Source organism: Endozoicomonas sp. ALC020, assembly GCF_049275935.1.
Lineage (GTDB): Bacteria > Pseudomonadota > Gammaproteobacteria > Pseudomonadales > Endozoicomonadaceae > Endozoicomonas_A.
The window spans coordinates 3953252-3976796 of the sequence record NZ_CP184830.1 but is presented as its reverse complement, the minus strand read 5'-3'; the positions used below and the strand labels follow the sequence as shown (position 1 = coordinate 3976796).

Annotated in this window: 16 protein-coding genes; 11 read left to right on the top strand and 5 right to left on the bottom strand. The window is 48.7% G+C overall.

The window, feature by feature from the left end; all coding sequences use genetic code 11:
• Positions 1 to 213: 213 nt before the first annotated feature.
• Positions 214 to 630, bottom strand: coding sequence for an alternative ribosome rescue aminoacyl-tRNA hydrolase ArfB (gene arfB / locus ACOJUO_RS14840; RefSeq protein ID WP_422132780.1), 417 nt, complete (start codon positions 628 to 630; stop codon positions 214 to 216).
• A 5-nt stretch (positions 631 to 635) separates the two neighbouring features.
• On the bottom strand, positions 636 to 998 hold the full coding sequence (locus ACOJUO_RS14835) for a DUF2288 domain-containing protein (RefSeq protein ID WP_422132779.1): 363 nt from the start codon (positions 996 to 998) through the stop codon (positions 636 to 638).
• A 175-nt stretch (positions 999 to 1173) separates the two neighbouring features.
• On the opposite strand from ACOJUO_RS14835, the gene ACOJUO_RS14830 reads away from it, so the two are divergent.
• From ACOJUO_RS14830 to ACOJUO_RS14820, 3 genes are all read left to right on the top strand, one after another.
• Positions 1174 to 4314, top strand: a complete 3141-nt coding sequence (locus ACOJUO_RS14830; RefSeq protein WP_422137377.1) for a hypothetical protein — start codon at positions 1174 to 1176, stop codon at positions 4312 to 4314.
• A gap of 120 nt (positions 4315 to 4434) precedes the next feature.
• Positions 4435 to 7572, top strand: a complete 3138-nt coding sequence (locus ACOJUO_RS14825; protein ID WP_422137376.1) for a hypothetical protein — start codon at positions 4435 to 4437, stop codon at positions 7570 to 7572.
• A gap of 119 nt (positions 7573 to 7691) precedes the next feature.
• Positions 7692 to 10838: a hypothetical protein gene (locus ACOJUO_RS14820; protein WP_422137375.1), complete on the top strand. Its 3147-nt coding sequence runs from the start codon at positions 7692 to 7694 to the stop codon at positions 10836 to 10838.
• 58 nt (positions 10839 to 10896) lie between these two features.
• On the opposite strand, the gene ACOJUO_RS14815 is transcribed toward ACOJUO_RS14820, so the two are convergent.
• Positions 10897 to 11619, bottom strand: coding sequence for an SDR family oxidoreductase (locus ACOJUO_RS14815; RefSeq protein ID WP_422137374.1), 723 nt, complete (start codon positions 11617 to 11619; stop codon positions 10897 to 10899).
• A gap of 316 nt (positions 11620 to 11935) precedes the next feature.
• Between ACOJUO_RS14815 and ACOJUO_RS14810 the strand changes: the two genes are divergently transcribed.
• Positions 11936 to 12565: a glutathione S-transferase gene (locus ACOJUO_RS14810; RefSeq protein ID WP_422137373.1), complete on the top strand. Its 630-nt coding sequence runs from the start codon at positions 11936 to 11938 to the stop codon at positions 12563 to 12565.
• A 145-nt stretch (positions 12566 to 12710) separates the two neighbouring features.
• Here the strand turns inward: ACOJUO_RS14810 and dnaK are convergent, their stop codons facing one another.
• Positions 12711 to 14687 (bottom strand): molecular chaperone DnaK, encoded by a 1977-nt coding sequence (gene dnaK, locus ACOJUO_RS14805; RefSeq protein ID WP_422137372.1) that lies wholly within the window; start codon positions 14685 to 14687, stop codon positions 12711 to 12713.
• Positions 14688 to 15302: 615 nt separating this feature from the next.
• Between dnaK and rsxA the strand changes: the two genes are divergently transcribed.
• The 7 genes from rsxA to nth are packed head-to-tail and all read left to right on the top strand — an operon-like array spanning position 15303 to position 22292.
• Positions 15303 to 15887, top strand: coding sequence for an electron transport complex subunit RsxA (rsxA, locus tag ACOJUO_RS14800; RefSeq protein WP_034834307.1), 585 nt, complete (start codon positions 15303 to 15305; stop codon positions 15885 to 15887).
• Positions 15888 to 15906: 19 nt separating this feature from the next.
• Entirely contained in the window at positions 15907 to 16491 is a 585-nt protein-coding gene (gene rsxB, locus ACOJUO_RS14795) for an electron transport complex subunit RsxB (RefSeq protein ID WP_422137371.1), read from the top strand.
• Positions 16488 to 18998: an electron transport complex subunit RsxC gene (gene rsxC, locus ACOJUO_RS14790; RefSeq protein ID WP_422137370.1), complete on the top strand. Its 2511-nt coding sequence runs from the start codon at positions 16488 to 16490 to the stop codon at positions 18996 to 18998. The genes rsxB and rsxC overlap by 4 nt, the downstream gene beginning before the upstream one ends.
• Positions 18999 to 19028: 30 nt before the next feature.
• Positions 19029 to 20102, top strand: a complete 1074-nt coding sequence (gene rsxD, locus ACOJUO_RS14785; protein ID WP_422132770.1) for an electron transport complex subunit RsxD — start codon at positions 19029 to 19031, stop codon at positions 20100 to 20102.
• 14 nt (positions 20103 to 20116) lie between these two features.
• Positions 20117 to 20905 (top strand): electron transport complex subunit RsxG, encoded by a 789-nt coding sequence (gene rsxG / locus ACOJUO_RS14780; RefSeq protein ID WP_422137369.1) that lies wholly within the window; start codon positions 20117 to 20119, stop codon positions 20903 to 20905.
• Positions 20902 to 21660 (top strand): electron transport complex subunit E, encoded by a 759-nt coding sequence (locus ACOJUO_RS14775; RefSeq protein WP_422132768.1) that lies wholly within the window; start codon positions 20902 to 20904, stop codon positions 21658 to 21660. Before rsxG ends, ACOJUO_RS14775 begins: the two co-directional genes overlap by 4 nt.
• On the top strand, positions 21660 to 22292 hold the full coding sequence (gene nth, locus ACOJUO_RS14770; RefSeq protein WP_422137368.1) for an endonuclease III: 633 nt from the start codon (positions 21660 to 21662) through the stop codon (positions 22290 to 22292). The genes ACOJUO_RS14775 and nth overlap by 1 nt, the downstream gene beginning before the upstream one ends.
• 109 nt (positions 22293 to 22401) lie before the next feature.
• Here nth and ACOJUO_RS14765 read toward each other — a convergent pair whose 3' ends face one another.
• Positions 22402 to 23481: a substrate-binding domain-containing protein gene (locus ACOJUO_RS14765; protein ID WP_422137367.1), complete on the bottom strand. Its 1080-nt coding sequence runs from the start codon at positions 23479 to 23481 to the stop codon at positions 22402 to 22404.
• Between the last annotated feature and the right edge of the window lie 64 nt (positions 23482 to 23545).

The following is a 23545-nucleotide window of genomic DNA, read 5'->3' as shown; positions in this document are numbered from 1 at the left end:
AAGCTCCTCGGAGGACTGTAGAGGGTTCAGTATACCATTGGAGGCACTGATTGTCGGTTTAGTCCGGCGCCCCGTTACCCGAAGGTGGGGGCGCAGATCCATCGGTTGGCGGTATCGGCATCTGGAGTCTCCTGACTCTTTCACTTCCGTTAGCTTTATAGTCCGTGGCAGTGGGACTGTTAATTAATTTTTCTAATAATAACCGAGTTTTGATCACCAGCCCTTGACCTGACCTCTCAGTGCTTTTGTCTGGCCTCGCTGATGCTTTCGATCCATGCGTTTTTTCTGTGAAGAACGGGTGGGTTTGGTGGCCTTTCTTTTTTTAGTCACCGCTGTCGCTTTTTGAATCAGGCCCAGTAACCGATTCAGAGCATCTTCACGATTTTTCTCCTGAGTTCTGAAGGACTGCGCCTTGATAACAATGACGCCCTCAGAAGAAATCCTCTGATCACTGAAAGCCAGCAGCTGTTCTTTATAAAAGTCCGGAAGGGAAGAAGCCCTGATATCAAACCTTAAATGGACCGCCGAAGAGACTTTATTAACGTTCTGCCCCCCAGCCCCCTGAGCACGGATAAAATTAAACTCAATCTCATCCGAAGGAATGGTAACGGCATTGGAAATCTTCAGCATAGAATTCAGTTTCTATCCTGAACAAGCACCCACGGGCGCACAACTACCGCCCATAAATCCGCTTTTTGTTCATGCCAGTTCCTCGCCTGATCATCACTGACCGGTCCCAGTTTCCTGTCATTCAACCAGATTTCTACCGTCGCTTTATCATCAATGGAGATACTGTGAGCGACGGCAACAATATCCAGATCGGGAGCCACCGCCAGCAGGTGGCCGGAAGCAAAGTAGCGCTGGAGATCTTCCCAGGCAATTTTTGCGGTTTCCAGGTTGAGTTTGGCTTTGTTCAGCTCATTGGGGTCTAGAGAGTCACTCATTAACAATCTGTCTGTCTGATAAAGGTTAATAGAGGCAGAGACTAACACATCCATGGTTTTTTCAGCCAGTCAGGTCTCAGGAAGGCTCAAGCCTCTTCAGACCCGAATGTCTAACGATCCGGAGTCTCCCGAACCGGAGATAACTTTCCATTTTTTGAACCAAATCAAACTTTGCTGGTCCATTAATTAAAAGATTTAAAAAAAAATCAGACTATAGATGGAGTAAATCATGTTAACAGGGATAGCCAATACTACCGCCTCAAACTTGTCCAGTTGGACCCTTCCGGAAACAAATGTTTCCGCGCCTGCTTCCACTCCAGATTTGAGCAACACCACAGCCGGGTCTGATGGACCCTCAACTCGCTCTGTACACCTGCGACAGATCACTTCTACTGCTGACCAGCATAGTGAATGGATATCCCATGTTCAGAGTGCAATAAGTAGAATTGATATTCCAATTGATAATAAATTTTTGCGAGAAAAAGTAGAAAATGCCAATCATGATCTTGAAAGGATGAGTCCGATCCATCCCGGGAAGGATGAAAAACTCTATTCGCAGTCATTGCAAGAACTGATCTGCTGCCTTGTCGAGGAGCCTATATATCCTGAAAATATTTCCGTTCTTCAAACGCTGGCTGATTTGGGGCTGGGACTTGAAGGCATGTCGATGAATTGTGAAATAAAGATCCCCCCCCGGTTATTAGAACAGTTCCTGAGTAACACACGCCATAAAGAAGTGCTGAAAATTCTTGACAAACATGCCAGAAAAATAATCTTTATGGCTGATCCGGGCTATATGGAAGTATTGGAAAAATACCTCACCCGCTGGCAGATTCAGGAGACTGCCCGGGAGCTTATGCATCTGCTGGCAAAAAGTTGCAATCTTCTGAGATACATCAATCCATCTCTACGGTTTTCCGATCTTTCAGCAACGTATCTGATAGCAGCTATTTTCGATTCGCTGGGCATCAGGCATGGAAACCCTCAGGCGTCACAGGATTTCTGCCAGAGCATCAACTCTGCACTTGGCTCAGAGTTTTTTATATTTCAGCTTTCTATGCTGGAAGTGAATGTACAAAGGCATGAAAAACTGATCCTGGAAGAACTGAAAAAGCTGGATGATACGGAGCGGGAACAGCTTCTGGTATCCAGCTTTATACTAGGCCAGTGGGAGCTGTTCAGGCGGTTGCTGGCCGACTCTTCTCCGACAATTCTTAATCGGGAGTTTAATAACGGCGGGAATATTCTTCACCTTATGGTGACAGCACTGCAGAGCGTGAACTCTTTCGATGGGATATGCAGCTATTCCTGTCTGGAAGCTTATCCCCCCCGCTATGACCAGTTGTTTCAATATCTGCCCGCCGAGACTCTGGCCAATCAACGGGACAACAGCGGCGCAACTCCGCTGTTGCTTTTATACCGACATCACCGCGAGCAGTTAGCATCAGTGCCCATATCCAAAGTGGAAGACCGACAACTGGCCAAAGCCCGGCGCAGCGCTCTGATCAAGATAACCGCTTCTGCTCACCTCATTGATTGTATGCAGGATCATTTAGACGGAAAATTCCCGTTCAATGTCAACTGGTTTTTTGAGTTCCTGCAACTCTTTAAATCCCTGCCGTCATCTACCTTTAAGGCCGATCGCTTAGGTTCTTCTGACTATTCATACAAAGGACACTTGTTACACAAACCCTTGCCCAGTGCAACCAGGTTACTACAGCCTGTTATCAATTATTTTCACCTTCACCCTGACGTTTTGCGGGATGAGCAGCAGACACTGGAATTAATGAGGTTAATACATCAGAACGGGTTGCCGGTTGAATTTTCTGCGCAGGTGCTCCGGGCTGCCAGCGAGGACATACAAAAAAAACTACTTGAGCACCTGTCAGCAGCACCTGATGATCGCAATTCACTCTTTATTGAACGAAACTACGACGTAGCCCAGAGGAGACGTTTCTACCCATGGCATCTGATTGGCCTTGGGGTTGGCGGCGGGTGTGCGCCTGATCCAGACAGATTTTATTGTCAGGGGTTTCGCCATGCGGTTGCTGAATTTGACAGGGAACACCCAAAAGAGACGGTTCCACGAATTCCCGGGCTTTGGGAAGCAGAGCTACTCAACGTCAACTGCAGGAGTATTATAACTTACGGTCGCAGCCTGGCTTTTCCATCCAAAGAGGTACCTGAGGGGTATCGCCGTTTCAAGTTCCTGAAACAGCAACATTGCTGCACAGAAGACTGGCATGATTTTGTCCGCGAGCAGCCACAGCTGGAATTTTTTCGAACCCATAAGGATAAGCTGGGCCTTGAAAGCGCCCTGCTTAAACCACGGGGCATTTATCGTCTGAACGATGCCCTGGACAAGCTCAAAGCCTGTCGATTAACTGAAGAAACCCTGGCAAGCATTGCCCTGGAGCCCGATGGTTCAGCACTGCTACAGGTCTTTGATGATGAAAAAGATACCTGCCTGTATCACCACTATCCTTATGAAGCTGGAAAGGTGGACGGCCTCTCAGTGCAGGCATCCTTTGATGGCCTGAGACTATTTGCCAGAGATGCGGGTCGTCTCTGGCATCACAATTTTCAGGCACCAGATACACTAACTTCGTTCCATAATACCGCTAATGGCAGACGCTGGGTACCAACACCCTTTTTTGGAACTCAAAGTGTTCCCGGCACGATGGGAGAGTGGAATGCCCAGCATTACCCAAACGTAGCACCTGCCCCGGTGGGGATGAGAGACTGGGCTGATATCCGCTCATTTGCCGAGCAAACCTCCTACAGCTTTGGTTTGCCAAAACTCTACCTTATAACCGATCGTGAGGGGATGGGCGAATTGCGGATCACTGAGCTTGGGAAAGTCTTTTACGGACTGGTGATTAACTGGCTCAGGGTGCGCCATGACACCAACAGTCTCGATTACAAAAACAGGGTGCAGATGAACCAGCTGCAGGATGAGCTGGTGACAATTGCCGCTGACCTGTTTGCTAGTGCTTACCAAATGGACACGGAGGCCATGAAAGCAAGGATATGCCAGAAATTCCCGGCAGAGTCGCTGAGCCGGGCTGCACTTGAGTGTGGTTACTGGTGTGACCCGGAACTCCGCTATGTAAAGGATATCAAATCAGGCCGTTTTCCTGATGAGGTTTATCCGGATCATCCGCGTCAGAGCTTTAGCCCTGGTCGATTAAATCCAGACACAAAGAACCTGACCGATCTGGGAATTCGGCGCTCATCCAGAGCCAAAGGGCCAAATCTGGGTGTTGACACCGGCACCCTGCCAATGCCCCATCTCGACAGTTTGTTCTGGTTTGCACTTTATACGGGGTGGCAACAGCAGGAGCCATCCCGGCAGAGTGTTTCAAGATAACCATCCTGTTGATGGCCTTTTTTATACCCATCGAACATTCCATTTTTTGAACCAAATCAACCTTTGCTGGTCTAAAAATAAAGACGCTACAAAAAATTCAAGTTATTGATGGAGTAAATTATGTTGTCACGGATGACCAACACTACCGCCTCAAACTTGTCCGGTTGGACCGTTCCGGAAACAAATGTTTCTGCCACCGTTTCTGCTGGTTTGAGCAACAAAACAGCGGGGCCTGATGGACCCTCAAGTCGCTCTTTACTCCTGCGACAGATCACTTCTACTGCTGACCAGCGTCGTGAATGGATATCCCGTGTTCAGAGTGCAATAGGCAAAATAGATATTCCAATAGGTAATAAATTATTGCGAGACAAGGTAGAAGATGCCCATCATGATCTTGAGACGATGAGTCCGATTCATCCAGGGGAGGATGAAAAACTCTATCCGCAGTCATTACAAGAACTGATCAACTGCCTTGCCATGGAACCTAAATTTCCTGAAAATATTTCCGTTCTGAAAACGCTGGCGGATTTGGGGTTGGGTCTTGAAGGCATCTCGATGTCTTTTAAAATAAACACCTCCCCCCGATTATTAGAACAACTCCTGAACAACACAGACCATGATGCAGTACTGAAAATTCTTGCCGAAGATGCCAAAAATATAATCTTTATGCCGGATTCGGGCTATATGGAAATATTGGAAAAATACCTGACCCGGACGCAGATAGAGAAGGCTGCCAGAGAGCTTATGCTTAGGCCGAGAATGTTCTGCTTAATAGTCACAAAAATTAATCGATCTCTACAGTTTTCCGATCTTTCAGCAAGCTATCTGATAACAGCTATTTTCGAATCGCTGGGCATCAGGCATGGCAACCCCGGAGCATCAGAGGATTTCTGCCAGAGTATCACCACTGCACTGAATTCAGAGTATTTTATATCTCAGCTTTCTATGCTGGAAGTGAATGTACAAAGGCATGAAAAACTGATCCTGGAAGAACTGAAAAAGCTGGATGATAAGGAGCGGGAACAGCTTCTGGTATCAACCTTTATATTAGGCCAGTGGGAACTGTTCAGGCGATTGCTGGCAGACTCCTCTCCGACAATTCTTATTCGGGAGTTTAATAACGGCGGGAATATTCTTCACCTTATGGTGACAGCACTGCAGAGCGTGGGCTCTTACAAGGAGGTATGCAGATATGACTGTCTGGAAGCTTATCCCCCCCGCTATGACCAGTTGTTTCAATATCTGCCCGCCGAGACTCTGGCCAATCAACGGGACAACAGCGGCGCAACTCCACTGTTGCTTTTATACCGACATCACCGCGAGCAGTTAGCATCAGCGCCCATATCCAAAGCGGAAGACCGTCAACTGGCCAGAGCCCAGCGCAGCGCTCTGATCAAGCTAACTGCTTCTGCTCATCTCATTGGTTGTATGCAGTATCATTTAGACGGAAAATTCCCGTTGAATGTCAACTGGTTTTTTGAGTTCCTGCAACTCTTCAAATCCCTGCCGTCATCTACTTTTAAGGCCGTCCGCTTAAGTTCTTTTAAGTATTCATATAATGGAGAGTTGTCACACAACCCCTTGCCCGGTGCAACCAGGTTACTACAGCCTGTTATCAATTATTTTCAGCATCACCCGGACGTTTTAAGGGATGAGCAGCAGACACTGGAATTAATGAGGTTAATGCATCAGAACGGGTTGCCGGTTGAATTTTCTGCGCAGGTGCTCCGGGCTGCCACTGCGGGCATGCAAAAAAAACTACTTGAGCACCTGTCAGCAACACCTGATGATCGCGATTCACTCTTTATTGAACGAAACTACGACTTAATCCATATAAGGCCACGTTTCTATCCATGGCATCTGATTGGCCTTGGGATTGGTGGCGGGTGTGCACCTGATCCTGACAGATATTATTGTCAGGCTTTTCGCCATGCGGTTGCTGAATTTGACAGGAAACGCCCAAAAGAGACGGTTCCGCGAATACCCGGGCTTTGGGAAGCAGAGTTAGTCAACTGCAGGAGTAGTATTATAACTTACGGTCGCAGTCTGGCTTTTCCATCCAAAGACGTACCTCAGGGGTATCGCCGTTTCAAGTTCCTGAAACAGCAACATTGCTCCACAGAAGACTGGCATGATTTTGTCCGCGAGCAGCCACAGCTGGATTTTTTTCGAACCCATAAAGATAAGCTCGGCCTTGAAAGCGCTCTGCTGAAACCAAGAGGCATCTATCGTCTGTTTGATGCCCTGAATAAGTTCAAAGCCTGTGGATTACGTGAAGAAACCCTGGCAACCATTGCCCTGGAGCCTGATGGTTCGGCACTGCTGCAAGTCTTTGACGATGAAAAAAATACCCAACTGTATCACCACTATCCCTATGAAACCGGAGACGTGACCGGTCTCTCGATGCAGGCATCCTTTGATGGCCTCAGACTCTTTGCCAGAGACGCAGGTCGTCTCTGGCATCACAATTTTCAGGCACCGGATACACTAACTTCATTCCATAATTCTGCTGATGGCAGATGCTGGGTACCAACAGCCTTTTTTGGAGCCCAGGGTGTTCCCGGCACGATGGGAGAGTGGAATGCCCAGCATTACCCAAACGTAGCACCTGCTCCGGTGGGGATGAGGGACTGGGCGGATGTCCGCTCATTTGCTGAGCAAACCTCCTACAATTTTGGTTTGGCAAAGCTCTACTTCATAACTGATCGTGAGAGACAGGGCGAATTGCGGATCACTGAGCTTGGGAAAGCCTTTTACGGGCTGGTGATTAACTGGCTCAGGGTGCGCCATGACACCGACAGTCTGGATTGCAAAAACCCCGTGCAAATGAACCAGTTGCAGGATGAGCTGGTGACCATTGCCGCTGACCTGTTTGCCAGTGCGTACAAAATGGATACGGAGGCCATGAAAGCAAGGATATGCCAGGAATTCCCGGCAGAGTCGCTGAGCCGGGCTGCACTTGAGTGTGGTTACTGGTGTGACCCGAAACTCCGCTATGTAGAGGATATCAAATCAGGCCGTTTTCCTGATGAGGTTTATCCGGATCATCCGGATCAGAGCTTTAACCCAGGCCTATTAGGTCCAAAAACAGAGAACCTGACCGATCTGGGAATTCGGCGCTCATCCAGAGCCAAAGGGCCAAATCTGGGTATTAACAGCGGCACCCTGCCAATGCCCCATCTCGACAGTTTGTTCTGGTTTGCACTTTATACGGGTTGGCAGCAGCAGGAGCCATCCCGGCAGAGTGTTTCAAGATAGTCATCCTGTTAATGGCCTTTTTATATCAATCGAACTTTCTATTTTTTGAACCAAATCAATCTTTGCTGGTCTAGAAACCAAGACGTTACAAAAAAATCAATTTATTGATGGAGTGAATCATGTTGCCACGGGCGACCGATACCACCACCTCAAACTTGTCCAGCTGGACCGTTCCGGGGACAAATACTTCCCCCCCTGTTTTCACTACAGGTTTGAGCAACAAAACAGCCGGGGCTGACGGGCCCTCTTCTGGTCGCTCCATACACTTGCGACAGATCACTTCTACTTCTGGCCAGCGTCATGAATGGGTAACCCATGTTCACAATGCATTAAGAAATATTGATATTCCACTTGATAACAGGTTTTTGCGAGAGCTGGTAGAAAATGCCCAACAGGATTTTGACAGGGTGAGTAAGAACAATTCCACAGAGGATGAAAAATTCTATTCGCCGCACTTGCTAAAACTGATCTTCAACCTTGCTTGCCGACCCACCCTTCCTGAAAATATTTCCGTTCTACAGACGCTGGCTGATTTGGGGTTGGGACTCCCGAATGAGTCGGTGGGTAATGAAATACGGATACCGCCGCAATTATTAAAACAACTCTTTGATAACACACACCGTGAAGCAGTACTGGGAATTCTTGGCGAGCACGCCAAAACAATGATGTTTAGGGCTGATCCGGGCTTTATGGAAATATTGGAACACTACCTGAGCCCGTTACAACTTCGGCGGGCTGCCCGTGAGCTTCTGAATTATCTGGCAAGAGATTGCCATTTTCTGGCGGAACTCAACCAATTTCTTCGACTTTCCGATGGTTCGGCACCGTACCTGATAAAAGCTATTTTCAACTCACCGGGCATCAGGCATGGCAACCCTCAAACGTCGCAGGATTTCTGCCAGACAATCACCACTGCAATGGCTTCAGAGGCTTTTATTTTCCAGCTTTGTTTGCTGGAAGTTAATGCCCAGAGGCATGAAAAACTGATCCTGAAAGCACTGGAAAAGCTGGACGAGAGGGGGCGGGAGCGCATGCTGGCATGTGCTTTTATATTAGGCCAGTGGGAACTGTTCAAGCGCTTGCTGTCGGGCTCATCAGCCGCAATTCTAAACCAGAGGTTTGCTAACGGGAGTAACATTCTACACCTTATGGCGACAGCCATTCCGAGCTTAAAATCTGGCCTCAGCATACGCAGCTATCGCTGTCTGAATACTTATACTCCCCGCTATGACAAGTTGTTTCAATATCTGCCCGCAGAGACTCTGGCCAACCAACTGGACAACAAGGGCGCAACTCCGCTGTTGCTTTTGTACCGTCATCAATGCCCGCAATTAGCGTCGGCGGCCATGTCCGGAGCGGAAGACCGTCAGCTGGCCAGAGCCCGCCGCAGCGCTCTGATCAAGCTAACCCATTCAGGTCATCTCATTGATTGTATGCAGGATCATTTAGACGGAAAATTCCCTTTGAATGTCAACTGGTTTTTTGAGTTCCTTCTGCTTCACAGATACCTGCCAGCATCCACTTATAGGGCAATCAGCTTACGCTCTACTGAGTATTCATTGTACGAACAGCTAATAGACAAACCCCGGCCCCATGCAAGAGAGTTACTTCAGTCAGTTATCAACTATTTTGAACTTCACCCTGACACTTTAAGGGATGAGCAGCAAACACTGGAACTGATAAAGTTAATACACCGGATCGGATTGCCGGTTGAATATTCTGCGCAGGTGCTCCGGTTTACCACTGGGGACATGCAAAAAAAACTCCTTGGGCACCTGTCGGCAACAGCTGATGATCGCAACTCACTGTTTATTGAACGACGCTACGATGTATCTTATAACGGGAAACCTTATTACTATCCATGGCATCTGATTGGCCTTGGTGTGGGTGGTGGGTGTGCACTTGATCCAGACATGTTTTACAGCGAACGTTTCTGCCATGAGGTTGCTGAATTTGGCAGAAAACATCCAAAGGAGTCTGTTCCGGAAATTTCCGGGCTTTGGGAAGCAGAGTTATTAATCAACAGCGGGAATATTGAAACTTACGGTCGCAGTCTGGCTTTTCCTTCTGCAGAGGTACCTCAGGGGTATCGCCGTTTCAAGTTCCTGAAACAACAACCTGGCTCCACAGAAGGCTGGCATGATTTTGTCCGCGAACAGCCGCAACTGGATTTTTTTCGAACCTATAAGGATAAGCTTGGCCTCGAAAGCGCACTGCTGAAACCAAGAGGCATTTATCGTCTGTCCGATGCCCTGAATAAGTTCAAAGCCTGTGGATTACGTGAAGAAACCCTGGCAATCATTGCCCTGGAGCCCGATGGTTCGGCACTGCTACAGGTCTTTGATGATGAAAAAGATACCCACCTGTATCACCACTATCCTTATGAAGCTGGAAGAGTGGACGGCCTCTCAGTGCAGGCATCCTTTGATGGTCTCAGGCTGTTTGCCAGAGACGCGGGTCGTCTCTGGCAACACAATTTTCAGGCACCGGATACATTAAGCTCATTTCATAATGCTGATGATGAAAGATGCTGGACCCCCACACCCTTTTTTGGAAACCAGTGTGTTCCCGGCACTCTGGGAGAGTGGAATGCCCAGGATTACCCGAACATAGCACCTGCCCCGGTGGGGATGAGAGACTGGGCTGATATCCGCTCATTTGCAGAGCAAACCTTCTCCAGCTTTGGTATGAAGAAAATCTATTGTGTCACTGATTGTGAGAGACAGGGCGAATTGCGGATTACTGAGCTTGGGAAAACGTTTTATGGGCTGGTGATCAACTGGCTAAGAGTGCGCCATGACACCGACAATCTGGATTACAAAAACAGCGTGCAGATGAAGCAATTGCAGGGAGAGCTGGTGACGATTGCCGCTGATCTGTTTGGTAGTGCCTATAAGATGAGCACGGAGGCTATGAAAGCAAGGATATCTCAAGAATTCCCGGCAGAATCGCTGCGTCGGGCTGCACATGAGTGTGGTTACTGGTGTGACCCGAAACTCCGCTACGTACAGGATATCAAATCAGGTCGTTTTCCTGTTGAGCTTTACCCGGATCATCCGGATCAAAGCTTTAACCGTGAACATTTGAACCCAGACGAAGAGAACTTTACCGATCAGGGGTTTCTTCGTTCATCCAGAGCCAAAGGACCAAATCTGGGTACTGACTCCGGCACCCTGCCATTGCCCCATCTGGACAGTTTGTTCTGGTTTGCTTTATATACAGGGTGGCGCCTGCAGGAACCATCCCGAGGGAGTGCTTCAAGATAATCACCCTGATAATGGCATTTTGTTGCGAGAGCAGATCAATAAACCGATCCTCTGAGTCTTAAGGCTGCTGACGTGTAGCAGAAACCACAATTTCACGCACACAGACATTTTGAGGCTGGCTGTAAACAAAGTTCACGCAGCTGGCGATGTCTTCTGGATGAATAACGCCACCCATGCTGTCTTTCCAGCTTTCATAACCTTCCCTGATATCACTGGACGTGGTGTGACTCAGCAGCTCGGTCTCTACTGCACCGGGAGCAAGGGTAATCACCCTTACATTGTCGTCTGCAACTTCTTCACGCAGGGTTTCTGACAAGCCATGAACCGCAAATTTGGTGCCACAGTAGGCCATATGATTAGGAAAGCCTTTGATACCAGCAATGGAACTCAGGTTAATAATGGTGCCACCCCTGCGCTTTTTCATTTTGCCAATAACAGCTCCAATACCATTAAGAACACCGTTCACGTTAACGCGGATCATTTGATCCCACTCGGCTGGATCTTGTTCATTCGCATTACCCAGCAACATCACACCTGCATTATTGACCAGACAATCAGTCTCACCGTAAACAGATTCCGCTTCATCCACTGCGGCATAAAAAGCTTCGCGATCAGTCACATCGACTTTTCTGCATAGCGTGTTGGGCAGGCCCAGAGCATCCAGCTTTTCAATTCTTCTTGCCAGCAGTAACAGTGCATGGCCCTGGGCACTGAACTGACGGGCGATGGCTTCACCAATACCGGAACTGGCACCTGTAATTACTACCAATGGTTTTGTCATGGGAGGAATTCCTGTTAATACCAATCGAACTTAAATCGTACCTGGCATGAGTTCGTAACCAATCAGAATTGAGCGATACTCTACCTTCAGACTCACCTCTTGCAGAAATACCTTTTGGTTTGGACATCAATGAGTTTTTATTATCTACAGGCCTACCTGGATGCCCTGCAGCGAATATCAATGCCTGAACAATGTTATGTGAGATCAAAACTTGTAAAAGAGTTTCAATTCCTGGCAAGAACTCCTGTATTATTTTTGTGCCTTGTCCGCCGCCTGAAGAATAGTTTCAGATGACTTAACCTGCCCAGGAACCTCCGTGAACCATAGCAATACACCCATCCTTTATTCTTTTCGTCGATGCCCTTACGCTATGCGTGCCAGACTGGCTCTGACTTACGCAGGTATTACCCTTGAGCACAGAGAGATACTACTGAAAAACAAACCTCAGGCGATGCTTAGTGTCTCACCAAAAGGCACTGTTCCTGTTTTGATACTTCCTGAAGGCAGAGTCATTGATGAAAGTCTGGACATCATGCTCTGGGCGCTGACTGTCAATGATCCACATCACTGGTTACCCGAGAATCCTGATGACAGAGCTGACATCATGGCACTGATCAGCAAAAGTGATGTCTGGTTCAAACCCCGACTGGATCGCTACAAATACGCTGATCGACACCCTGAGCAGCCCATGGAGTTTTACCGTGCTCAGGGTGAAGAGTTTATTCAGCTACTGGACAGCAAACTCAGCAGTCAGAACGGATTAATGGGAGATAAAGTCACCCTCGCGGATATGGCAATTGCTCCTTTTATACGACAATTTGCCCATGTAGACAGAGATTGGTTCTACTCAACGCCTTACCGGCGAGTGCACCAATGGCTGAAGCGCTTTCTTGAATCCGGGCTGTTTTTGCAAATCATGAGCAAACATCCTCCGTGGGAAGATTAACATTCAGAAATCTCCCTCCGAAATCAGAGGCCATCGCAAAACCCCGATTCCCATACCTTTGATACCTGCGTGGGGAACAGGGTTCTGCGACTCCCTCGACTGGGCGAAGGTTTACGGCGGATTTACCAATTATCTGGTAAGTGACTTACAACTCATCTTTATCCTCGGAAGTATCAGTTTTATCCTCGGATGTATCAGTGGCCCGGGCAGCTATAGACTGAAAGGCGTCGCTGAGTTCCTGATATTTTTCCTCTAACTGTTCTGCAGTGGCTTCCGCATTGTCATCAAGCCAGGCAATGGCATCCTGAACGTTATTATCAAGAAGGCTCTTGTCTTCATCAGAGAGTTTACTTACCCAGCCGTTACTGTCATCCGTCAATTGGGCGCGTTGCGAATAAACAATTGATTCCAACTTGTTACGGGCCTCAACTCTTTTTTGTGTCTGCTGATCCTGCTCCGCGAATTTCTCGGCATCCTGAACCATTTTTTCAATTTCCTCTTCGCTCAGTCTGCCAGTATCTTTGTTAATGACGATATTGTTACTGCCACTGGATTTTTCCTCGGCCTTCACCGTCAATATGCTGTTCTCGTCCACAGAGAAAGTCACATCTATTTGAGGAGTGCCCCTGGGAGCAGGTGGAATACCGGTAAGATCAAACTTACCCAACAGGTGATTGTCCTTCGTCATAGGACGCTCCCCCTCGTAGACCTGGATAGTCACTGTGGTCTGGCTATCGCTGGCAGTGCTGAATATCTGGTGTTTCTTGGTGGGGATTACCGTATTGCGGGTCAGTATTTTTGCAAAAACCCCGCCTACTGTCTCAATCCCCAGGGAAAGTGGGATGACATCAAGCAGAAGTATGTCGCTGGTTGACTTATCGCCACTGAGCACCGCTCCCTGAACAGCAGCACCATAGGCGACGGCCTCATCCGGATTGATACTATGATTTAAAACTTTACCTTCAAAGAAATTGCTTAGCAGCTCCCGAACTTTAGGGATTCGGGTGGAGCCACCAACCAGAATAATCTCGTGGATATCCCCGCGCTCAAGTCCGGCATCTTCCAAAGCCTTCTTCACGGAAGTCAGTGTTTTTCGGAACAGGTCAATATTGATCTCTTCAAATTTCGCTCTGGACAGTGGCTCGCTGAAGTCCTTTTCATCTGCCAGTGACTCAACTTCAATCCGGGCCTGATGGGACGCTGACAAAGTGCGCTTGGCCTTCTCCACCTCACGGCGTAATTTTTGCTGAGCGCGTTTGTTATGGGTCAGATCAAGACCGTATTTACGTTTGGCAACTTTACTGAAGTGATTAACCAGTCGCTGGTCAAAGTCCTCCCCCCCAAGGTGAGTGTCGCCAGCAGTAGCCAGTACCTCAAACACACCGCCATCAATCGTCAGTATTGATACATCAAAAGTGCCACCACCAAGGTCAAATACCAGTATGTTTTCTTCACCCTTGAGCCTTGCATCCAAACCATAAGCGAGTGCCGCTGCCGTCGGTTCATTGATGATTCGCTCCACAGTCAACCCTGCTATTGTGCCAGCATCCTTGGTAGCCTGGCGCTGGGCGTCATTGAAATACGCAGGCACTGTGACAACCGCATGGGTGACCTTCTGCCCAAGATATTCTTCCGCAGTTGTTTTCATTTTGCTCAGGACCATCGCACTTAGCTCTTCCGGAGTAAATGAAAAATGTTCCCGCTGGGTTGTCATTTCCACCTTGGGCTGACCATTGACATTGATGACACTGAAAGGGAAGTGCTTGATATCCGCCTGTAATTGCGGGTCATCATAACTTCGACCAATAATGCGCTTGACATCAAACACCGTAAGCTCCGGATTTCTGGAAGCCTGGTTCTTCGCAGCGTCTCCAACAAGACGCTCATTTTCCGGCGTCCATGCGATAAACGATGGCGTTATTCTATTTCCCTGATCATTGGCGATGATTTCCGTTCGCCCATTGCGACGAATACCCACACAGGAGTATGTGGTCCCCAGATCAATACCGATAATAACTCCTTTCTCTTCGCTAGCCTCTGATTGGGCAGAGGCAAAGATTATCAGAGCGCGAAATAGCATAGCCTTAATAAATGACTTTTGAATTAAACCCCACTCCAGCATGATCAGCACCTTTATTAACGGATTTGAAGTTAACAGTTACCCCAGGCAATCAATGGCAGAGCGCTTGCTAATACAAACGCACATCCTAAAAACGCTAATCTGAACTCTATGCCTTCGTCAGAAGAGGAAGGATTGGCAAGCGCAGGCCCCCTTAGACCTCTCATAGTTTCCAAGAGTCGAACGGGAATTACGCTTGAGCATAAAATTCAGTTGCGCAAGTCAAACTTTACACTCAACGTTTTTCAGTCAACTTGCGCTAAAAAGTGAACTGTTTTATCGAATTGACCGGAAAGCTAGGCCATTATTTCTGGATTTTCAACCAATCCACTTACTTTCCAAACAGTCTCTCGAACTGGGTGACTTGGGAAATTTCCACGATGCATCAATGTTCCAATCCCGCTATAATCCCGCAGTTTTCAACATGAAATGTGGTCAGGCGGTGGTGTGAACCGTTTTATATTTATTTCTTTTAGATCTTAAAGTGCATTTAACTGCATTTTTTGGACATATATAATGAGCGGCCGCATTCGGGTATTGACGATGCTGACACCTGGATAAGGCACTCCATGGTCAGCCTGCCCCCAGAACACTCTCGGTAGAGTCAAAATGGAACAGATGAGCGAACTGGTACTGATTATGATCAGTGCCATCCTGGTCAACAACTTTGTACTGGTTCAGTTTCTGGGCCTCTGTCCGTTTATGGGTGTCTCCAACAAGCTGGAGTCAGCCATGGGTATGTCTCTGGCCACCACGTTTGTTCTCACTCTGGCCTCTATCTGCAGCTATCTCACTTATCAGTACCTATTGATTCCCCTGGGTCTGGAATTTCTTAAAACCATTGCTTTCATCCTTGTCATCGCAGTAGTGGTTCAGTTTACCGAGATGGTGGTCAGAAAAGTCAGCCCTCTGCTGCATCGTGTCCTTGGCGTATTCCTGCCTCTGATCACCAGTAACTGTGCTGTTTTGGGTGTGGCTCTGCTGAACAGCAATCGATTAAACAGCTCACTGGTTGATTCTGCGACCTACGGCTTCGGCGCTGCTGCCGGTTTCTCGCTGGTGCTGGTTTTGTTCTCTGCCATGCGCGAACGAATTGCTGCTGCCGATGTCCCAACTCCTTTCAGGGGAGCGGCCATCGGAATGATCAGTGCTGGCCTGATGTCACTGGCCTTTATGGGTTTCACCGGCCTGATCAAACTGTAAGGGAGAGCTGTCAAGGTTTATGGAAATCGTCATTTTCGCCATTATCGCCCTTCTTGCCCTGGCGCTCGTTTTTGGCGCCATACTGGGTTTTGCCAGCGTTCGCTTCAAGGTGGAAGGCAACCCTATTATCGACCAGGTGAATGAACTACTGCCCCAGACCCAGTGCGGTCAATGTGGTTTTCCGGGCTGTCGTCCCTATGCAGAAGCAATTGTCAGCGGTGAATCCATTAATCGTTGCCCTCCCGGTGGTCAGTCCACTATCAATGCACTGGCTGACCTTCTGGATGTAGAGCCAGAGCCACTGGACGAAGAGCACGGCGCCGAAAAACCACCCATGGTCGCTTATATCCGGGAAGATGAGTGTATCGGTTGCACCAAATGTCTACAGGCTTGCCCGGTTGATGCCATTCTCGGCGCTGCCAAGCAGATGCATACGGTTATGAAAGATGAATGCACCGGCTGTGATCTCTGTGTTGAACCCTGTCCTGTTGATTGCATAGACATGGTAACCATCGAAACAACCACCCGTACCTGGAGCTGGAACCTGCCCTCCAGAGCAGAACCCGACCTGATAGCCACTGACATGAGAGGTCAAGCCCTATGAATTTGCCTCTCAGGGATATTACTGAATCCGGGCACTTGTCCAGAGGCAAAGTTTGGCCTCTGACGGGTGGTGTTCATCCTGAAGAAAACAAGCACCAGTCCAACCGCACGCCAATCAGGCCGACTCCCATGCCGGAGAAGTTGATTCTGCCATTGTCACAGCACGCGGGATCTCCTGCCCAACCCATTGTTTCTGTTGGCGACACCGTATTGAAGGGACAGATGATTGCCAAAGCGACCGGCTTTGTCAGTGTGCCCGTTCACGCACCTACCTCAGGCACTGTAACTGCAATAAGTTCGCAAGCTATTCCCCATCCCTCCGGGATGCACGACGAGTGCATTACATTGGTTCCGGATGGAAAAGATCAATGGTGTGAGCTAAAGCCCGTCAACGATTATACTACTGTTGAGCCAGCCACCCTGGTTGAACTTATCCGCCAGTCAGGTATTGCGGGTATGGGCGGAGCAGGCTTCCCAACCGCAGTCAAGCTATCGCCAAGGAGCCCGGTACACACCCTGATCCTGAATGGCTCGGAATGTGAGCCGTATATCACGGCTGATGACATGCTGATGAGAGAACGTGCCGACAGCATTATTGCCGGCGCAGAGATTTTGCAACACCTTCTCAATGCCGAATGCTGCCTGATCGGCATTGAAGACAACAAGCCAGAAGCGATTGAAGCTGTTAAAAAAGCCGTTGCTCTGTGCGACAACGGTCACAGGATGAAAGTGGTCGTCTTCCCAACCAAATACCCTTCCGGTGGTGAAAAGCAGCTGATTCAAATACTGACAGGTCTTGAGATACCCTCCGGGAAACTGCCTTCTGATTTGGGTATTGCTGTTCAGAATATCGGCACGGCGGTGGCTGTCTACGAGGCTGTCCAGTATGGAAAGCCCCTGATTTCCAGAATCACCACCATGACCGGCAAAGCCCTCTCAAGCCCGGGTAATCTCGAAGTTCTTCTGGGCACACCCGCCAGACACCTTCTCTCCTGTGCAGGTATCAATGATCAGGAGCTGGAAACATTGATTATGGGTGGCCCTATGATGGGTTTCACGCTCAATGAGCAGGATGTCCCTGTCACCAAAACCAGCAACTGCCTGATTGCCGGAACCCGGGAAGAATTCCCTCCGGCTATGCCCGCTCAGGCCTGTATTCGCTGCGGTATGTGCGCAGAAGCCTGTCCTTCCTCTTTGCTGCCTCAACAGCTTTACTGGCATGCGAAATCAGAAAATCATGAGCAGCTGAAGCATCATAACCTGTTTGACTGTATCGAATGCGGTGCCTGCTCCTATGTTTGCCCGAGCAGTATTCCACTGGTTCAATATTACCGCGCCTCAAAAGGTGAAATTCGGGCTCAGGAAGCCAGACATGCCAAAGCAGAGCGCTCTAAAGTTCGCTACGAAAATCGCCAGGCCCGTCTGGAAAAAGAGCAGGCTGAAAAAGAAGCCAGGCGTAAGGCTAATGCTGAACGCGCTGCCAGGTTAAAAGCTGAGAAGGCGGCTTCAGGCAATAAAGTTTCATCAGCAGCCCCGGACCCTGTCCAGGCCGCCATTGAAAGGGCCAAAGCCAAAAAAGCAGCCACTGGCACAGCTACCAGCAAGTCGGCAAAAGCGACACTGTCAGGAGATCAGAAAGAGCTCAGGATCCAATTGTCTCTGGCCAACGCCCAGCTGAAGAAAACCCGCAGAGCTCTGATTCAGGCTCAAGAGAAAGCAGAAGGCGACGTTGACAAGCTAAGTGCTGACGTCAGTATGCTGGAGAACCAGGTGGCAAAACTGCAGAAAGATTTTGATGCTGCAGCCGTTTCAGAGCCTTCAGCTATAAAACAGCCTTCAGCTATAAGACAGTCTTCAGCTATAAAACAGCCGCCGAAAACTGAAAAAGCCCTTGATGAAGAAGCCGCCAAAAAGCTGAAAATAGAATCCGCTATGGCTAAAGCGGCCTTGAAAAAAGCAGAAAGAGCTTTGGCCACAGCACTCGAAGAAGGTAGCTCTGAAACAGAAGCCCTCGAGGACACTGTAGAAGAGTGCCGCCAGAAAGCAGAGCGTCTGGCCAAAGAATGTGTTAACGCCGATCTAGAAAAGCCTGCAAAACCCGCAGCGGATGACAAAAAACTGAAAGTTGAGCGTGCAATGGCCAAAGCAGCTTTGAAGAAGGCTGAGCGCGAAATGGCTAAAGCCCGGGAATCGGGCTCCATTGACACAGTACCCCTTCAGGAAAAAATAGACGAATGTCGGCAAAAGCTTGAACAGCTGGAATCTGGAAAAGCATCCGTTGCTGATAGCGAACCGGAGACGACCAGACCATCATCCCCGGCAAAAGTAGAAGCCAGCGACGACCTTAAGAAATTGAAAATTGAGAACGCCATGGCCAGAGCCGCTCTCAAGAAAGCCCAAAGGGCACTGGATAACGCCGAAGGCGATACTCATGCCCTGGAAGCTGCGCTGATGGAAGCACAAGCCAAAGCAGCTGAAGCTGAAAATGCTCTGACCGCAGCAGGTTAAATCTCATTTAATAAACAGTCGGAATTTACGATGACCCTGGTAAGGCAGACATCCCCCCATGCTCGCAGCCCGAACAGCACGCAGCAGGTAATGAAATGGGTCCTACTGGCAGCAATGCCGGGTCTGGCCATGCAGACAGTCTTTTTTGGCTGGGGAACGCTGATCAATCTCGTCTGGTGCGTATTCATTGCACTGGGCTCGGAAGCCTTGGTGCTGAAAATACGACAACGCCCTATCGGCTTTTATCTCTCTGATGGTTCTGCGATTGTCACTGCCGTGCTGCTGGCCCTGGCACTGCCACCTCTGTCTCCATGGTGGCTAACCCTGATAGGGACCTCCTTCGCTATTATCATTGGCAAGCAGCTCTATGGGGGGTTGGGCAACAATCCATTTAACCCGGCCATGTTAGGCTATGTGCTGCTACTGATCTCTTTCCCTCAGGAAATGACACAGTGGTTACCTCCACTGGGTTCAGCAACAGGCGCAGAGGGTCAGGCTGCAGTGAAAAGTTTCAGCGATGCGCTTTTCACCATTTTTCCATTGTTCGGCCAACCCGTTAATGTTGATGCCATCAGTATGGCAACGCCGCTGGATATCGTTCGGGAGAATACATCTCTGACCATGAAAGAACTCTGGTCAGAGAATACAGCCTTGCAATATTTTGCTGGCAGAGGCTGGCTCTGGATCAACCTTGCTTATCTGTTGGGTGGCCTTTTCCTGCTCTACAAAAAAGTTTTCACCTGGCACGCACCAGTGGGAATGCTGGCAGCCCTGCTGGTGATGTCTACCCTGTTCTGGGGTGGCACCGGATCTGGCAGCCACGGCTCACCACTGTTCCATTTATTCAGTGGTGCCACTATGCTCGGCGCCTTTTTCATCATTACCGATCCCGTCAGCAGTGCTACCAGTAACAAGGGCAGGCTGATCTTTGGCGCTGGCATAGGGATTCTTGTTTACGTTATCCGAGTCTGGGGCGGGTATCCTGACGGTGTCGCCTTCGCCACACTGTTAATGAATATGGCTGCACCCATGATTGATTATTACACCCAGCCCAGAACCTATGGTCATAAAAAGCCCAACAAGGGTTTGCCTAAGCAGCCCTGAGTGAATAATGCGAAATGAGTGACTCACGAATACCTGTAGATAAAGAAAGTCAAAATGAGCCAGAGGCGTCTTCTCAACAGAAGACACCTTCTGGCGGTCTGACCAGTAGCATCGTCCACAACAGTCTGACACTGGGTCTGTTCGCCATTCTGACCGTAGGCCTTATCGCTGCGACTTTTGTTTTGACAGAGAAGAAGATTCATGCCCAGGTTCGTGCCTTTGAAGCCAGGGCTCTGAAAGAAATTCTTCCGGGTAAGACACACGACAACAACATTCTGGATGCCCGAATTACCATCCCGGCCAATGATTTGCTGGCAACCTCTACCGAAAAGTATGGCTACGTAGCTTTCAGGAATAACAAGCCTGTGGCAGTTATTCTCCCCGCCGTAGCCCCCGACGGCTATGCCGGAAAAATCGATCTGCTGGTGGGTATTTATACCGACGGAACCCTGGCTGGTGTCAGAGCTACCCAACATAAGGAAACACCCGGACTCGGTGATAAAATAGACACCAAAGTGTCTGACTGGATTTTGCAGTTCCAGGGTAAATCGCTGCTGGACCCTGCCCCTGAAGATTGGGGTGTCAAGAAAGATGGCGGCCAGTTTGACCAGTTCACCGGAGCTACTATAACCCCCAGGGCTGTTGTCGGTTCCGTTTATCGAACCCTGAACTATTTTGACGCTCACAGGCAAGCACTCTTTAAAGAGGGCGAGGCAGCCATGAACGGAGAAACTACTCTAAGCGAAGAGACTGACTTGAAGGGAGAGACAGCCTTGCGCGAAGAAAGAGGTGCAGAAAAATGACCAATGACGTTGCTACTGATTCAGCGCTGCAGAAAAAATCATTATTTGCCGATCAATCTGCCGCCAAGATTGCCTGGGACGGACTCTGGAAAAATAACCCGGCCCTGGTCCAACTGCTGGGTCTTTGCCCCTTGCTGGGTGTATCCAACACTGTAGTTAACGCTCTGGGACTGGGAGTTGCGACCATGCTGGTTGTCATGGGCTCAAACATCGTTGTTTCCCTGATTCGACATCAGGTGACTGACGCAATTCGCCTCCCCGTTTTTGTTATGGTCATCGCCTCCTTTACCACCTGCATAGAGCTTTTGATGCAGGCCTACACCTATGAACTGTACAGGATTCTGGGTATCTTCATTCCCCTGATTGTCACCAACTGCATTATTTTGGGCCGTGCAGATGCCTATGCCTCCAGGCAACCCGTGATTCCTGCCGCTTTTGATGGGTTTATGATGGGAGCAGGCTTTGCTGCCATTCTGGTTCTGCTGGGAGCGCTTCGGGAACTGATCGGTCAGGGAACACTATTCTCAAGTATGGACCTGCTGCTGGGCCCTGTCGCACAAAACTGGACAATTGTCGTTTTTCAGGACTACAAACAGTTTCTGTTCGCCATTCTTCCTCCCGGAGCCTTCGTATTCATGGGCTTTCTTATCGCCATCAAGAATGTCATCGACAAAAAGCTGGAAGAAACCAGAAAGGCTCAGGAACCGTTATCAGAAGTGGGCAGTAAACGTGTTCGAGTAACTGGGAATATCTAATGAATAAGGAAAAAAGGACCCGAATTTTTACCCGGTTACGGGACCAGAACCCTAACCCGACCACAGAACTCAATTACTCCTCATCCTTTGAGCTTTTGATCGCCGTGATTCTTTCAGCTCAGGCAACGGATGTTGGCGTTAATAAAGCAACGGATAAATTATTCCCGGTGGCTAATACACCCCGGGCCATTTTAGATCTGGGTCTTGAAGGTCTGAAGGAGTACATCAAAACCATTGGCCTGTTCAATGCCAAAGCCGAGAATGTCATCAAGACCTGTAGAATGCTGCTCGAACACCATGGCGGCGAAGTCCCAGATACCCGCGAAGCCCTCGAAGCACTCCCCGGTGTGGGTAGAAAAACCGCAAACGTTGTATTAAACACTGCTTTCAGGCAACCTGCCATGGCTGTAGATACTCATATATTCAGGGTTTCCAACCGCACCGGAATCGCTCCGGGCAAGAATGTTCTGGAAGTGGAAAAAAAACTGGTCAGACTGGTTCCCAAAGACTTTCTTCTGGACGCTCACCACTGGCTCATTCTTCATGGTCGCTACGTCTGCAAGGCCAGAAAACCTCAGTGCGGCAGCTGCATTATTGAAGATTTGTGTGAATTCAAGAAAAAGACTTCCTGACCTATTAGTACCTGACCAGGCACCGAGACTCCGTCCGTCCTGAGCTTGTCGAAGAATAATGGCAACACATTTCGACAAGCTCCGGACGAACCTTATGGAGTATAGCGCTTTAGAAACCGCAGTGACCTCTGTTAATCCAGGCGGCAACAGCTGCGGAAGTAACAGCAGACAGAATACCAGCATAAGGAATCGCTGAAAAATAACTGACAGCGGACGAAGTGTTAGCCGGATCGCAAACCTCTTTATAACTTGCAGGGTAGTAACCATGAGTTCCAATATAGGCTTGAGTGGTAGGTGACAGCATAAACGCTGCAAAGGTTTCAGCTGCTTTGATGCTGGTAGAACCCTCTATTATTACCATTTCCTGCCTGAGACGATGAAAATCATTGTCTTTTAACAGGGACACCTCGTCATCTTTGGGATAATTGTGCCTAACATGATGTGAATCCCTGGAGTGATCATCTTCTTCATGAAACACTAATGAGGCCGGGAGCAGAGCAAATAGCTCTGTTTTGTTTATGTTGTTGTTCCAGACATCATGGGTACTGTTTTCGATCTTGATTCTCCTCATTTCATTCAGGGGATAGTACAACCCCGCAGCCTCAAGCAGATCCTCCGCCCTCTTGCCGTAGGGAGAATCCTTAGGATCCGGTATATAGACTGTCTCATTGCGATGCTTGGAGATAAAGTCACCCAACTCCTTCAGTGTTATAGTCTCTTTTCCATGACCGTGACCATGATCTTCGGTCTGGTTACCCATCTTGTGCAAGAACGCAAGCCGACCAAACGCATAGGTTTTCCGTGACTTCGGTTTGGCTTTTTCTAGCCGCACCAGCGTAGCCGGGTGGGTTTCATCTGCACTGAGAAAGACGTCGAAGGGCTCGTCATTAATAATACGATCAAACAAATCATCACTTGCGCCTTTTACCAGCGTAAGCTCAATGTCCGGATGGAGTTTATTAAAGGTTTTTCTCAACTCAACAGCTGTCGGGTAAAAGTTGGATGCAACCGCAATTTTCAGCGTGTCTGATAAAACAACGGGACTGAGGAATATCAGAGCCAGAATAAAACATGCGGATCGATAGACTTTTTTAAAAAAACCATGTCGTGTATTAGACCTGAGAGACTGCCAATACTCTTTGAAACTCCATTTCGGGCAGCTGAATAAAGTCGGCATTAACGTAGTCATAACAACTCTGTGTTTACTGGTAGATAGGGCAAGAAAGTATAGACGGTATTTATGCGATGTATTT